The organism is Chryseobacterium potabilaquae (assembly GCF_902728265.1).
GTDB lineage: Bacteria > Bacteroidota > Bacteroidia > Flavobacteriales > Weeksellaceae > Chryseobacterium > Chryseobacterium potabilaquae.
Genome location: NZ_CACVBR010000037.1, coordinates 26,324 through 40,100, shown reverse-complemented (window position 1 = coordinate 40,100; position 13,777 = coordinate 26,324). Strand labels below are relative to the sequence as shown.

Genomic DNA, 13,777 nt, shown 5'->3' with positions numbered 1-13,777 from the left:
AACCAGCTGATTTTGGTTATAATGCTTGAAATTCATAAGCAAATATCTGATTATCAAATATAAATATACGAAATCCTATTGAGGTATCCAAAAAAATATCCGCCTCAGTTGTGAGACGGATACCATAAAAACCATTCCATATGAAAAAAAATTAACATTAAAATCCTATACTATATAAAATTTAAATATGAAAAAAAAATTATATATTTGTTAGACAAAACACCTTACTATGAAAAATAAAATCTATTTAAACATTTAATTTTTATGTACGCATATGGAAATTAGTACAAATCCTATTTTTCATAAATAAGTCATTAAAGAAATATCATACTTTCTAGAGTATAGATTACAATTCTTAGTAGCTAACAGGTACTCAAAATTTTAAACACCTGTAACTGAACGAGTCTTATTCCATGTATATACAGATCATTAGAATAACTAATTACTGTGTTACCGGAATAATAATTCCCAATTTAAGGAAATGTATTATTTTTTATTATTCTGTGTAGACATAAAAAATAATTCTCTACAACCCATATAATCTTTGTTAGAACTTAAAAAAAATAAAATCATCATGAATAAGCAATTTATAGCTATACATCTAATAATATCAAATAATCCTCTACGTGGATAGATGGGGATTAATACAACTACATCTACCACAAATAGTATAGAGATAGAAATTTCTTATAACTTAAATAAAATGTATTACTACAAAAACTAAAATAATTTATAGAAATGGTAAGTATTAACAATTCCCCATAGAATTGGATTTCTGAATAAAAAACTCATTAACAAATTAAACAGACAGAAAATGAAACAAAAATTTATTAGTATAAAAAGGATACTCTTTTTCTCATTTTTAATATTGGGAAATTATTTTTATAGCCAAATAAGAATATCCAATAGTATTGCAATTTCCTCAGCCCCTAATAGCTCGGCATTTATTGATGCTTCTTCAAATCCAAGTTATAATAGCACAACCAATATTGGAAAAGGATTATTATTTCCAAGAACTGATTTAACAACCTTTACGGCTTTCTTACAAGCTCCTTTTGGCATTGCCAACAATTACCCTTTTCTTTATGATGGATTTATTTTGTTTAATACTGCCACCTCTGGAGTAGCAGGAGTTGGATCTACAGAAGGTACATTATGTCGTGGATTTTGGTATTATGATAATCCTTCCAACATTCTTAATGGAGGAACATGGAAACCTGTACGCCCCGATTTATGTACAGTAACTCCTCCTTCTTTTCAATTCGATTGTGCAGGGACAATTCCTATGGGAGGACATTTTGTACAAGGTACGCCGGTACTTGGATCTGATAAATTTAATATTTTTCAGTATACTGCAGGAAACGGAGCAAGTTATCCCGGCCAAACCATACCTTCTACAGGAGTTACTGGCCTAACAGCCACTCTAATGGCAGGAACCCTAGCTAATGGCACAGCCGGAAACTTTAATCTTATTATTACAGGAATCGCTTCAGCGGCAGGAACAGCAAGCTTTACATTCACTCTGGAAGGACAAACTTGTACATTTACCAGAATCGTAGATGGTAGTGGCGGAGGTGGCGGGGGCAACCAAGTTGTAATGTGTGGATCTAGTAAAGCATGGATGACTCATAACTTAGGAGCAGACATAAACCAACCCGCTAATGTACCTACACAAGCCACTGCCGGCAATTATTACCAATGGGGAAGAATATCCCCAGTAGCAACAGCATACTCTACCACAGGCGCTTTACCTGGCTGGGATTCCTCAACAGCACCTAATGGATCTTGGTCAGCATCAAAAACAGTAAACGATCCATGCCCTAGTGGATTCCGAGTACCTACATCTTCAGAATGGGCAATTTTAAATACGAGTAATACACCAAGTAACATAGGAACTTTTAGCACCGGTTCACCAAATGATCCTACAAATTTTGGAGCGGCCAAACAATTCACATGTACAAATAATGGAAATATATTAGTATTCCCAGCTGCTGGCTATCGCGGCACTAATGCAGGACAAGGAGCACTAGCAGGCCGTGGTGTAACGGGTGACTATTGGGCCGTTGATGAGTCAGGATCCACAATGAGTTATATGTTTTATTTTACCTCCAGTGTAAGTGGTAATGGTAATCAACCACAAGTACGCTCCGTGGGCGCTCCCATCCGATGTATACAAGAATAAAATACTATCTAAGTAAATTATTTCTTAGAATTATAAAACATAGTATGCCGACGAGTAAAAGCGTCGGTATACTCTCTTAATAAAAAATGCTTTTTTGCAATAGTATTATAAATTTTGTTATTATAAATTCATTACATAATAACAAATAAAAAAATATTTTAATGAATAAAACACATCAAAATGAGAAACACCTCTGTTAACATTCAAAAGATAATTTATTTATTCTTATTCCTAGTAAGTAGTTATTTCTATGGACAAATAAGAATAGCCAATAGTATTGCCATATCATCAGCTGCTAATAGTTCAGCATTTATTGACGCCTCTTCAGATCCCAGCTATAATGCTACAACCAATACTGGAAAAGGATTATTATTTCCAAGAACCAATTTAGCCACTTTTACATCCTTCTCGGAAGGAGCATTTGGCCAATCAACCAACTATCCATTTTTTTATGATGGATTTGTGGTATATAATACAGCTACCAGCGGGGTCGCGGGAGTAGGAGCTACAGAAGGAACTTTGTGTCGTGGATTATGGTATTATGATAATCCTTCCAATACTATTAATGGTGGAACGTGGAGACCTTTTGAACCAACTGCCTGTTCTATTCCGAAGAGCTCTAATCCTACCTTTACTAATCTAAAACAGCAAGCTAACCCTAACAATATTCTAAAATAAGATAATAATAGTTATTAAAAGTATTATACCCCTAAAGTGAAAACGGGCAAGAGTGTACATTTCACTCTACTAAAACATAAAAAAGCAATGAATGTTCATTGCTTTTTTGTTTTTTTAACAGGGCATAAGATAAGCCATTGGGCATATTTTTAATGAAAATTAGTATCTTATTAAACTCAAATTTTTCTTCAATCTATAAATTGGCTTCATTTTTGATACTGAGTATAAAGAAATGTAATTTTATTACTACAAAAAAAACACTTTATGAAAAAAAATGCTTCTCAATCTATCTTGGGTAAATACAATTATCTATCCACTATTCTTACATATACACTAAAATAAAGTAGAGACTTGTCCATCCACGTTGGTGGCATTCTATACACAAAATAAGTGTTAGGAATAAATAATTAGCCATTTACATTCATGTTAAGTATTCACATTTATATTATTTGTAATAGCCATTACAGATCCACAGATGTGACATAGATATAAAATAAACACAACAATTATTATAGAATAAATAATAACTCAATTATGATGAAAAAAAATTTTATTGCAACGTTAGCTATTGCTTCAAGTTCTTTTGTGTTTGGACAAGTGGGGATAAATACAAACACCCCTCAATCTACTTTAGAAGTTACAAGTAGCTCCTCTCCAACTACCCCTGAAGGAATGTTAGTGCCTCGTTTTACCGTAACTGAATTAGCAGCAAAAGATGCTGCGTATGGAGCAGCTCAGAATGGAATTTTAGTTTTTATCTCTTCAGGAGTAGGAAGCACAGGTAAAACCTCTGATATTAAAAACTCTGGTTTTTATTATTATGACAACCCAACTTCCAAGTGGAAAATAGCAGGAAGTTCCAGCTCAAGCACTTTTAATGTAACAACTGAAAAAACGGCAAGTTATACTGCATTAGCAACAGATGATTATATTAAGCTAAATATTAATACGGCTGGTCAGACATTAACTCTTCCCACCACAGGTGTTACCGTAGGCAAAATAATTATGGCTTCAAACATAGGAAATATGCCAGTGAATATTTTGCCACAGCCAAGAAATGCATCTATGCCAATAAACAAACAGTTAGCAAAAGAAAATTCTGGATCATTTATCTATATAGGTAATGGATTATGGGATTGGGCTTCTGGTTTTTAAAACAGATAAAATTCATCAATTAAATATTTAAACATGAAAAACACATTCATTAGTGTAAAAAAGATTACTTATTTAGTATTATTAGTAATGGGAAGTTATTTTTATGGGCAAGTAAGAATAGCCAATAGTACCGCTATTGCATCAGCGGCCAATAGTTCAGCGTTTATTGACGCTTCTTCCGACCCAAGTTACAATGGTACAACAAATATTGGAAAAGGGCTTATATTCCCAAGAGCGGATTTAAGTACTTTTACCTCTTTTTCTCAAGGAAACTTTGGCGAAGAAGAAAATTATCCATTCTTTTATGATGGATTTATGATTTACAATACAGCTACCACAGGTGTAGCCGGAGTAGGATCTACAGAAGGAACACTATGCCGTGGATTATGGTATTACGACAATCCATCAAATACAATCAATGGAGGAACATGGAAAGCTCTTGATCCGACTGCATGTTCTATGCCTAGATCGTAACAAAAAGTAAAATGGCAATACAAATTAGTAAAAACTATTAATAAGTTATATACTCAGCGGCAATTTAAAATTGTCGCTTTTTTTATATTGCATTCTATCCTATTATTTAATTTTAAGATTACTTCTTTAGATATAAATTTTATTTTAAACGGAGGTGAATTTCATTTCAAAGAACACATTCAACAAGTCTCTTTCCCATTATATTCATATTTTATTAAAAATTAGAAAAACATTCAATAACAACAAAAAAAAGTTAAAAATTATAATTTAACGTTAAAAATAAATCAAAAAAATTGAACGGCATGGTGTTTGAGATTTATAATTCAAAACTTCCTAAGAAATATCATTAAAATAGCATATAATCAAAGTGATAAATTTCAAATAATTACCATCGAAAAAATGATATATACTTCTCACCTAAAAGTCGGCAAAGCATGTTTTTGAGAATATACATGTCAAACCAGCTTTCATACATATGTTAGAATCTGCTTCCTCTAAAAAGAAGAAGCAGATTTTGTTTTTTATCAATTCATTTAATTTTTTTTTAAGCTGTAATAAACTTTAGTTAAGTTTCAAAAAACAAAAAATTTCAGCTCAGTTTTTGTATAACTTTGAATAACAAAATAAAATAATTCTATGAAAAAACTATTAACTGCAATGTCTTTAGTACTAGGACTAGGACTTGCTACTGCTCAGCAAACTGTGCCTGCTACAAGTACAAATACTCAACCAACAACCAAAGCAGTAAAAACTTCTGAATCAAAAACAGCAAAACCTGCTGCAAAAATGAAAAAAGATGGAACTCCTGATAAAAGGTACAAAGACAATAAAAAACTAAAAAAAGACGGAACTCCAGACAAAAGATATAAAGAAAACAAATAAACTCAACATATAGTTGTTATTTTCATAATCAAATTTCGAAGAACCGATGGAAATTCTCCTCGGTTTTTTTATTATATAGATAAGAACATACTATTAAATTCTTCATTAATTTATAAATTTGAAGCATGTTAAATCTCCTAAAGAAAAAAGCAGCACTTATCTGGGCAAAAAAACATGTGCAAAAAGCTGAAGAATTCAAAAAAAATGCTACAAAGGATCAAGAAGAGGTATTACTATCCCTAGTCGACACTGCAAAAAAAACACTTTTTGGAAGAGAACATGATTTTGAAAATATTCATACCATTCAAGAATTTCAGGAGAAAGTCCCAGTTTCCGATTATGAAGATATAAAACCTTATATTGAAAGAGTAAAAAAAGGGCAAGCTAATATACTTTGGATAGAAACGCCTGAATATTTTGCTAAAACTTCAGGAACAACTTCAGGCTCTAAATATATTCCTATATCTAAAGAAGGTATGCCATATCAAATCAAAGGAGCCCAAAGTGCTATTTTTCATTATATTGCAGCAAAAGACAATGCGGATTTCGTAAAAGGAAAAATGATTTTCTTACAAGGAAGTCCAACACTTGATGAGATATATGGAATAAAAACAGGCCGGCTTTCAGGAATTGTAGCGCATCATATTCCAAGTTACCTTCAAAAGAACAGGCTTCCAAGTTGGGAAACTAACATCATAGAAGATTGGGAAACTAAAATTGATAAAATTATCGAGGAAACAGAGAATGAAAACATGACGCTCATTTCTGGAATTCCTCCTTGGTTAATCATGTATTTTGAAAAATTAGTTGAAAAACATAATAAGAAAATAAAACAAATTTTCCCTCATCTTCAATTGATCATTACAGGTGGAGTAAACTATGAACCTTATCGTGACAAAATGGAAGAACTATTAGGCGGGAAAGTAGATATCATACAAACATTTCCTGCATCAGAAGGTTTCTTTGCATTTCAGGATGATTACACAAAGGAAGGGTTACTTCTTTTAACTCGTCATGGCATATTCTATGAATTTATTCCTTTAGAAGAATACGGCAAGCCTCATGCAAAACGATTAACATTAAAAGATATTGAGCTCAATAAAGATTATGCTTTAATTTTAACTACAAATTCGGGATTGTGGGCTTATTCAATTGGTGATGTAGTAAGGTTCATTGACAAAAACCCCCATAGAATTTTGGTCAGCGGAAGAACAAAACATTTTACTTCCGCATTTGGGGAACATGTGATTGCTTATGAAATAGAAGAAGCAATGAAAGTTACTTTAGTAAAGTATCCTGCACAAATTACAGAGTTCCATCTTGCCCCCCAAGTAAACCCATACGAAGGACTACCTCATCATGAATGGTTTATAGAGTTTGAAAAAGAACCTGAAAACTTGGAAAACTTCAGAGATGAGTTGGATAAACAATTAAGAAAACGCAACACTTATTATGATGATCTTATTTCTGGAAATATTCTTGAAAAACTGCACATCACAACATTAAAAAAAACCGCATTTCATGAATATGCAAAATCTCAAGGAAAATTAGGAGGTCAAAATAAAATTCCAAGACTTGCTAATGATAGAAAAATTGCAGATTTATTAGAATTTTATAAGAAATAAACATATTTTATTCATTCCCAAAACATATATTCAAAAAAAATTATAAATTTGAAAACCTAAACAACAATAATGAAAGCATCTCTACTTTTAAAATCCTCTTTACTTACTTCCTTATTCGTTATTTCATCTTGTGCTACCACAAAATACACTGAAGATGTTTCAAAAAATGATTATTCCAACCTTGCTGCAGGGCGAACATATGTCATCATGATGAAGGATGGATCAAAAAATCAAAAAATGTTATTCCGTAATGTAGATGGTGATAACTTAATAGGAACAGCAGGAAAAAAAGATAGTACACAAATCATTATCCCTAAAGCCGATGTAGCTGCTGTGCGGGATACCAGAAAAGCAAGAACAACCGCTGGGGCTGTAGTTATTGGGGCTGCCGGAGTAGCTGCTTTGGTAATTAGTGCTTCTAGAGCTGATTAATAGATATTATCTTTTACTCGTTATTTGATTTATCATTCAAAAATCAAAATGTAAATTGTCATAAATAAATTATTTAAGGCTATTTTTGCGCATGATTTCTTTTACGCCCTTAAAAACATTGCAAAATGTTGAATTTAGAAATCTTCTTACAGGAAGATTTTTTATTGTTTTAGCTTTCAGAATGCTCGCAACTTTATTAGGATGGTGGGTATATGAATTGACAAAAGATCCCTTTTCAATTGGTTTAATAGGTCTTTCAGAAGTCATTCCGGCAGTAAGCTGTGCATTGTATGCTGGTCATGTCATTGATATGAATGAAAAAAAGAAACTTTTACTCATTTGTAATTATGCTTACATTTTTTTGATCAGCCTTCTGCTCATTCCTTCATTCCTGAAAGTTGAAATGCACTTTACAGGACATCAAATTACCTATTTTATTTATGCCGTAATTTTCTTTACAGGAATTATAAGAGCTTTTATTGGCCCTATTCTCCCTTCCATGATTCCTAAAATTGTAAAAAAAGAAAACCTCCCAAATGCAATAACATTAAACCAAGCTACCTTTCTAATTTCTTCTGTCTGCGGGCATGCAACAGGAGGTTTCTTAATAGGATATTTCGGTATTAAGTGGACCTTAGTAGTCATCATTTTATTAATTTTTATAGCTTCATTATTTTTCTGGCAATTAAATAAACAATATTCTGAATATAAAAAAGAAAGTATAAATGTAGTAGAAAGTATGCGTGAAGGTATTATGTATATATTTAAAACTAAGGAAATTTTAGGAGCTCTATGTCTAGATATGTTTGCCGTTCTTTTTGGAGGGGCAGTTGCTATGATCCCAGTCTTTGCAACAGATATTTTAAATGTAGGAGCTGAAGGATTTGGATTGTTAAACGCTGCATCTGATATTGGCTCAATGTGCATAATAACCATATTATCAATCATTCCTTTAAGAAAAAATCAAGGAAAAATTTTACTTACTGTCGTTGCGGGCTTTGGCATCTGCATTATTGGATTTGGTCTATCCAAACTTTATTGGCTTTCTTTTATGTTCTTGGTATTAAGTGGAATGCTAGATGGTATATCAGTTGTTATTCGAGGAACAATTGTCCAGCTTAAAACCCCTGATCATATTCGGGGACGGGTTTTAAGTGTTAATTCAATTTTTATCATGTCAAGTAATGAAATGGGGCAGTTTGAAAGTGGATTAACCGCAAAACTCCTTGGTGTAATACGTTCGGTAGTTTTTGGAGGGAGCATGACTGTTCTTATTGCGATGATCGTAGGAATAACAAATCCTAAGCTAAGAAAAATGCAATATTGAGGTCTATAGATAGGGAATCTTTAAATATATAACAATTTATTTAATTCATCGTTAATAATTTTTTATATTTGCTGTATAAAAATTCCCCTTATGAAAAAAACTTTATTCTTTTTTTGTTTGCTCATGGCCGGATTTTGGGCTAATGCGCAAGCAATACCAGACAAGAACTTACAGCAATTTGTTTTACAACTTAATACAGCTAAAACAGAAAATGACTACAATAATCTATTTAAAAAATTTACCCAAAGTCATACTTCTGAACCCTGGCAAGCTTATTATTATGCCGCTGTAGCTCTTTATCTAAAGAATGATTTATTAATAAAGAAAAATTCTATACAGTCTGTTAAGGAATCAATTGCTATTGCAGAAAAATATGCATATGGTACTATAAATTCACAACCTAACAATTCAGAAATTCAGATCCTTTTAGGACTGATTGCTCTTCAAAAAATATCATTGGACTCTTCTTCAGGTGTTCAAAAAGATCTCTCTGCTGTTTCTGAATATCTATCTAAAGCAGAAGCACTTTCTACTAATAATCCAAGATTAACTCTCTTAAAAGCGAAAATAGCTCAACAAACCAACCCTGCAGATAAGGAAGATTCTGAAAGCCTATATCAAAAGGCCTCAAAGGATTTTGAAACATACAAATCTTCAGATAGTTTTGCACCTAATTGGGGCAAACAATTACTTAAAAACAACTAATCTTTGGATTAAAATTTAAAATTGACTACAATATGCAAAAATATATATTTATTTTTATTTTCTTTATTTCTCAAACATTTTTTGCCCAACAAGATTGTATTACCGCAGTTCCCATATGTAGTGACGCAGACATTTCTATGACCCCTAATGGGGCGGGAACAGTCGCAGAAGCCGGATCAGGAGGTTGTTTAAGCGGTGAAAGTAATTCGTTTTGGTTTACTTTCAGTATACAAACCCCAGGAACGTTGACATTTTTAGTTACCCCTACAGGCCCCGGAGCTAATAATATTGATTACGATTTTGCCCTTTATGGCCCTAGTCATGACTGTGCAAATGTAAATGCTCCCCCACTAAGGTGTTCATATGCTTCGTTAGGCACTTCCATTACACCCCCGTTGACTGGTCTTAGCTTGACGGCAACAGATACCTCGGAAGGAGCAGGCGGTAATGGCTTTGTAAAATATATTGATGTAACACCTGGTGAAGTATACTATTTACTATTAAATAACTTTTCAACTGACGTAGCACCATTTTCTTTGACTTTTGGAGGTACAGCTACATTACTTACTCCATTTGACTATAATTCTTCCAAAATTTATCAACCTTATCCGTTTTTGGAACCTGGTCAAAATGGAGAAATTGATATATGTGGTAATCCTATAAATTTTGATTTCTCAACATTAACAAATCACATCCTCAATGGAAATTCTAATTTCATAGTCAAGTATTATAGAAGTGGAGCTGATGCCATGGAGGATATCAATCCCATTACAACGCCTATCTCTGTAAATACAAACACTGATTATAGCTATGCTATTTCCTATGTAGATCCTAACAGCCCTACAAGTTTTTTAAATCAGTGTAGAGAATTTGGAACAATAAAGTTCAAGGATAGATCTTTTAAACTATCTCCCGCAGCACTTACAGAATGTAGTAACAATAATACAGGAACGGCACTATATAATCTTACCACAGCTAGCATTAATGCGGACCCATCTTATACATTGCAATATTATCCATCACTTGCGGCCGCCAACAACGGTATTGATGAAATTTTAAATCCTTATACCTACACATCTCCTGCTGGTTCTGTTTACGTAAAAGCAACAAATCAATATGGGTGTAAGGATATCGTGGAAATTAAATTAAATTTCTTTCCAACTGTAACGGTAACTGACGCAACGTTAAGATCTTGTTTTATAGAAACTAATCCTTCTACGGCATTATTTAACCTTACTACAGCCCCAGTTAATTCACAGAATAATATGACTAAAAAGTATTATCCTTCCTTAGCCGATGCTGTTGATGGTACTAACGAAATTATGACGCCAGCAACATACATTGCTCCTAATGGTGTTGCCTATGTAAAAGTAATAAACACCAATGGTTGCTATAGCGTAGCAAAAGTGACGTTAATTGTACTCCCTCCTATTTATTCTAATGTTCTTGAAGATAAAATTATTTGTATTGAAAATAAAACAACCCTGGATGCAGGTCCCGGATTTAATGCTTACGAATGGAGCACGGGAGAAACTACTCAATCTATTTCTAATGTAGGAGTGGGAACTTATTGGGTAAAGCTAAAAACAGGAGAATGTTTTACCACACAAACTGTAAAAGTTTATCCTACCGAGCAGCCAGTAATTTCAAATATAGAAATCGCAACCAATACAGTAACAGTGTATGTTACAGGAGGGACTCCTCCATATAAATATTCTATGGATAACATAAACTGGCAAGATTCAAATGTATTTAAAAATGTACCGAGAGGAGATAGTAAAGTATATGTAAAAGACGCTTATAACTGTGATCCTATTGAAATAAATATTGTTGTCCCTAATCTTATCAATGTAATCACTCCAAATGGAGATGGAATAAATGACGTGATTGACTATTCTGCATTATCAGGTAAACAAAGTTTGACATTTACTATTTTTGACAGATATGGAAGTCAACTTTTCCAAGCAGATAAGTCAAATAGTTATAAATGGGATGGAACTGTTGGAGGCAAAAAAATACCTACAGGAACTTACTGGTACTCTATTACTTGGAATGAGAATAACAAAAAGAATACTCCTTTTAAATTCTCAGGATGGATAATGGTTAAAAACAGAGATTAAAATTATATCATATGAAAAAACCGCTTTAGTATAGGCGGTTTTTTACATTGATAAATTCTATTATTTAATGTATTAGTATTCTCATATAAAGAATTTTCTTTACTTTTATTTTATAAAGCTTAACTAGAATGAAAAAATTACTACTCCTTTTTATTTTATTTTTATCACAATTATATTTTTCGCAATCGGATTGTGTTTCATCAATTCCAGTATGTGGAAACTCTAATATCTCATATACCCCGAGTGGCCACGGAGATGTGGAAGAGGATCTGTCATCCATAAGCTGTTTAGCAAGTGACGAAAACTTTTCCGTATGGTATAAATTCACCGTTGCAACCTCCGGAACATTAGCTTTTGTCATTGACTCAAACGTGAACAATGATGATTATGATTTTGCGGTATTTGGCCCTAATACAGACTGCAGCAATTTGGGGAATGCCATAAGATGTAACTATGCGCCTGCCTCACCAACAGGAAATACAGGACTCGAATTGACAGACTCTAATAGCCAGTGGTTTGAGCCCTATATGGATGTAGTTGCAGGTGAAACATATTATTTGATTGTAGATAACTATAGTAATTCTGCAAATGGATTCTCATTAACATGGAGTGGAACAGCAACCCTAACTTCTGCTTTTACAGATACTACATTAGCACCTAATCCATTTATTGTCCCAGGAGTTCCGGCAGCAAATCCAAGTGATCCAAACTATATAGTAAAATGCGTTTTACCATCACAGTTTAATTTTACCACTCTTACAAATGGAATTTTAAATGGCAATACGGGCTTTACTATCACCTACCATACTAATGCTAATGATGCTATTACAGGAAACGCTCCAATTACAACGACCACTGTAAACGCAGGAGAAATATTCTATTATAGAATCATCTATGAAGACTTAACCAATCCTGACAATCCCGCAAATGGATGTTTTCAAAGCGGAAAATTCACTTTTAAGCAAGGCGACATTACCCCTGAAAGAGTGACCCTTTATGCATGCAATAACAATAATGCTGGTACAGGTACCTTTAATCTTAATACAGCAAATGTCTACCCTGCAGAGCCTAATGCTGTAAAGAAATTTTATCTTACACTAGCTGATCTTAATGCAGATGTAAACGCTATAACAAATGTCACCAATTATGTATCTGGTGTAAAAACACTATATGTAAAAGTACAGACTTCAGAAGGCTGTGTAGGAAATACGACCGTTAATTTGGATTTCTTTCCTGTATCTAATGCTCACGATGCCACTATTGAGTCTTGCTTTATTGAATCCAATACAGTTACAGCATCATTTGATCTTAATACGGCTAATGTAACTACATTAACAACGGGAGTAACCAAACAATTTTATCTTACGCTAGCTAATGCAATTAGTGGGACAAACCCAATTAACAACCCTTCAAACTATATTTCGCAAAATACAGATGTGTACGTAAGAGTTTTTACTGAAAACAACTGCTATGCAATATCTAAAATTACATTAAAAGTTTTACCTCCTGTAAAATCGACTATTCTACAAAACAAAACGATCTGTGTTGAAAATACCACAACTTTAGATGCTGGTCCAGGGTTTGATGAATATGAATGGAGTACCGGTGCCACAACACAGTCCATTTCTAACGTAGGAGTAGGATCTTATTGGGTAAAACTTAAAACAGGCCCTTGTTTTACGTTACAACAAGTACAAGTATATGCTTCTCAGCAACCCGTTATTGGTAGTATAGACATTACTAATAATACGATTACAATTAATGTAACAGGAGGAGTAGGTCCTTACCAATATTCTTTGGATGGTATTACCTGGCAAAACTCTAATGTGTTTACAGGTCTTCCAAGAGGAGAAGTAAAAGTATATGTAAAAGATTCATTCAATTGTATTCCTGTAGATACACAAATTACCGTTCCTAATCTCCTTAATGCAATAACACCTAATGGTGATAATAAAAATGATTATATAGATTACTCCGCTTTGGCTTATAAGAAAAACCTAGAGTTTATAGTATATGATCGATATGGTAATAAGCTTTATACTGCAGACAAGAATAGAGATTACAAATGGGATGGGACTGCGTTTGGTAAAAAAATCATTACAGGGACTTATTGGTATACCATTACATGGAATGAAAATGATAAAAACAATACGCAAACAAAGTATAGTGGATGGGTACTTGTAAAATCAAGATAATT

11 protein-coding genes are annotated in these 13,777 nt (G+C 33.1%); all 11 read left to right on the top strand.

The window, feature by feature from the left end; all coding sequences use genetic code 11:
- Positions 1 to 814 precede the first annotated feature (814 nt).
- The 11 genes from CHRY9293_RS15200 (at position 815) to CHRY9293_RS15150 (ending at position 13,775) form a co-directional block, all read left to right on the top strand.
- Positions 815 to 2,182 (top strand): FISUMP domain-containing protein, encoded by a 1,368-nt coding sequence (locus CHRY9293_RS15200; RefSeq protein WP_162033757.1) that lies wholly within the window; start codon positions 815 to 817, stop codon positions 2,180 to 2,182.
- 180 nt (positions 2,183 to 2,362) lie between these two features.
- On the top strand, positions 2,363 to 2,860 hold the full coding sequence (locus tag CHRY9293_RS15195; RefSeq protein WP_162033756.1) for a hypothetical protein: 498 nt from the start codon (positions 2,363 to 2,365) through the stop codon (positions 2,858 to 2,860).
- A gap of 537 nt (positions 2,861 to 3,397) precedes the next feature.
- Positions 3,398 to 4,015: a hypothetical protein gene (locus CHRY9293_RS15190; protein WP_162033755.1), complete on the top strand. Its 618-nt coding sequence runs from the start codon at positions 3,398 to 3,400 to the stop codon at positions 4,013 to 4,015.
- 33 nt (positions 4,016 to 4,048) lie between these two features.
- Positions 4,049 to 4,489: a hypothetical protein gene (locus CHRY9293_RS15185; protein ID WP_162033754.1), complete on the top strand. Its 441-nt coding sequence runs from the start codon at positions 4,049 to 4,051 to the stop codon at positions 4,487 to 4,489.
- A gap of 636 nt (positions 4,490 to 5,125) precedes the next feature.
- Positions 5,126 to 5,371, top strand: a complete 246-nt coding sequence (locus tag CHRY9293_RS15180; RefSeq protein WP_162033753.1) for a hypothetical protein — start codon at positions 5,126 to 5,128, stop codon at positions 5,369 to 5,371.
- 125 nt (positions 5,372 to 5,496) lie between these two features.
- Positions 5,497 to 6,996 carry a GH3 auxin-responsive promoter family protein gene (locus tag CHRY9293_RS15175; RefSeq protein WP_162033752.1) on the top strand — a complete coding sequence of 500 codons (1,500 nt, stop codon included), beginning with the start codon at positions 5,497 to 5,499 and terminating at the stop codon, positions 6,994 to 6,996.
- Between the two features lie 69 nt (positions 6,997 to 7,065).
- The gene (locus CHRY9293_RS15170) at positions 7,066 to 7,428 is read left to right on the top strand and encodes a hypothetical protein (protein WP_122634998.1); all 363 of its coding nucleotides are present in this window, start codon (positions 7,066 to 7,068) and stop codon (positions 7,426 to 7,428) included.
- Between the two features lie 91 nt (positions 7,429 to 7,519).
- On the top strand, positions 7,520 to 8,755 hold the full coding sequence (locus tag CHRY9293_RS15165; RefSeq protein ID WP_162033751.1) for an MFS transporter: 1,236 nt from the start codon (positions 7,520 to 7,522) through the stop codon (positions 8,753 to 8,755).
- 90 nt (positions 8,756 to 8,845) lie between these two features.
- Complete coding sequence (locus CHRY9293_RS15160; RefSeq protein WP_162033750.1) at positions 8,846 to 9,460, top strand: tetratricopeptide repeat protein; 615 nt, start codon at positions 8,846 to 8,848, stop codon at positions 9,458 to 9,460.
- Positions 9,461 to 9,492: 32 nt separating this feature from the next.
- Complete coding sequence (locus CHRY9293_RS15155; RefSeq protein WP_162033749.1) at positions 9,493 to 11,580, top strand: T9SS type B sorting domain-containing protein; 2,088 nt, start codon at positions 9,493 to 9,495, stop codon at positions 11,578 to 11,580.
- Between the two features lie 128 nt (positions 11,581 to 11,708).
- Positions 11,709 to 13,775, top strand: coding sequence for a T9SS type B sorting domain-containing protein (locus CHRY9293_RS15150; protein ID WP_162033748.1), 2,067 nt, complete (start codon positions 11,709 to 11,711; stop codon positions 13,773 to 13,775).
- Positions 13,776 to 13,777: the final 2 nt, after the last annotated feature.

Excerpts from the sequence above, each read along its gene's own strand:
- CHRY9293_RS15200 (WP_162033757.1), top strand. The coding sequence starts at position 815 with ATGAAACAAAAATTTATTAGTATAAAAAGGATACTCTTTTTCTCATTT.
- CHRY9293_RS15195 (WP_162033756.1), top strand. The coding sequence starts at position 2,363 with ATGAGAAACACCTCTGTTAACATTCAAAAGATAATTTATTTATTCTTA.
- CHRY9293_RS15190 (WP_162033755.1), top strand. The coding sequence starts at position 3,398 with ATGAAAAAAAATTTTATTGCAACGTTAGCTATTGCTTCAAGTTCTTTT.
- CHRY9293_RS15185 (WP_162033754.1), top strand. The coding sequence starts at position 4,049 with ATGAAAAACACATTCATTAGTGTAAAAAAGATTACTTATTTAGTATTA.
- CHRY9293_RS15180 (WP_162033753.1), top strand. The coding sequence starts at position 5,126 with ATGAAAAAACTATTAACTGCAATGTCTTTAGTACTAGGACTAGGACTT.
- CHRY9293_RS15175 (WP_162033752.1), top strand. The coding sequence starts at position 5,497 with ATGTTAAATCTCCTAAAGAAAAAAGCAGCACTTATCTGGGCAAAAAAA.
- CHRY9293_RS15170 (WP_122634998.1), top strand. The coding sequence starts at position 7,066 with ATGAAAGCATCTCTACTTTTAAAATCCTCTTTACTTACTTCCTTATTC.
- CHRY9293_RS15165 (WP_162033751.1), top strand. The coding sequence starts at position 7,520 with ATGATTTCTTTTACGCCCTTAAAAACATTGCAAAATGTTGAATTTAGA.
- CHRY9293_RS15160 (WP_162033750.1), top strand. The coding sequence starts at position 8,846 with ATGAAAAAAACTTTATTCTTTTTTTGTTTGCTCATGGCCGGATTTTGG.
- CHRY9293_RS15155 (WP_162033749.1), top strand. The coding sequence starts at position 9,493 with ATGCAAAAATATATATTTATTTTTATTTTCTTTATTTCTCAAACATTT.
- CHRY9293_RS15150 (WP_162033748.1), top strand. The coding sequence starts at position 11,709 with ATGAAAAAATTACTACTCCTTTTTATTTTATTTTTATCACAATTATAT.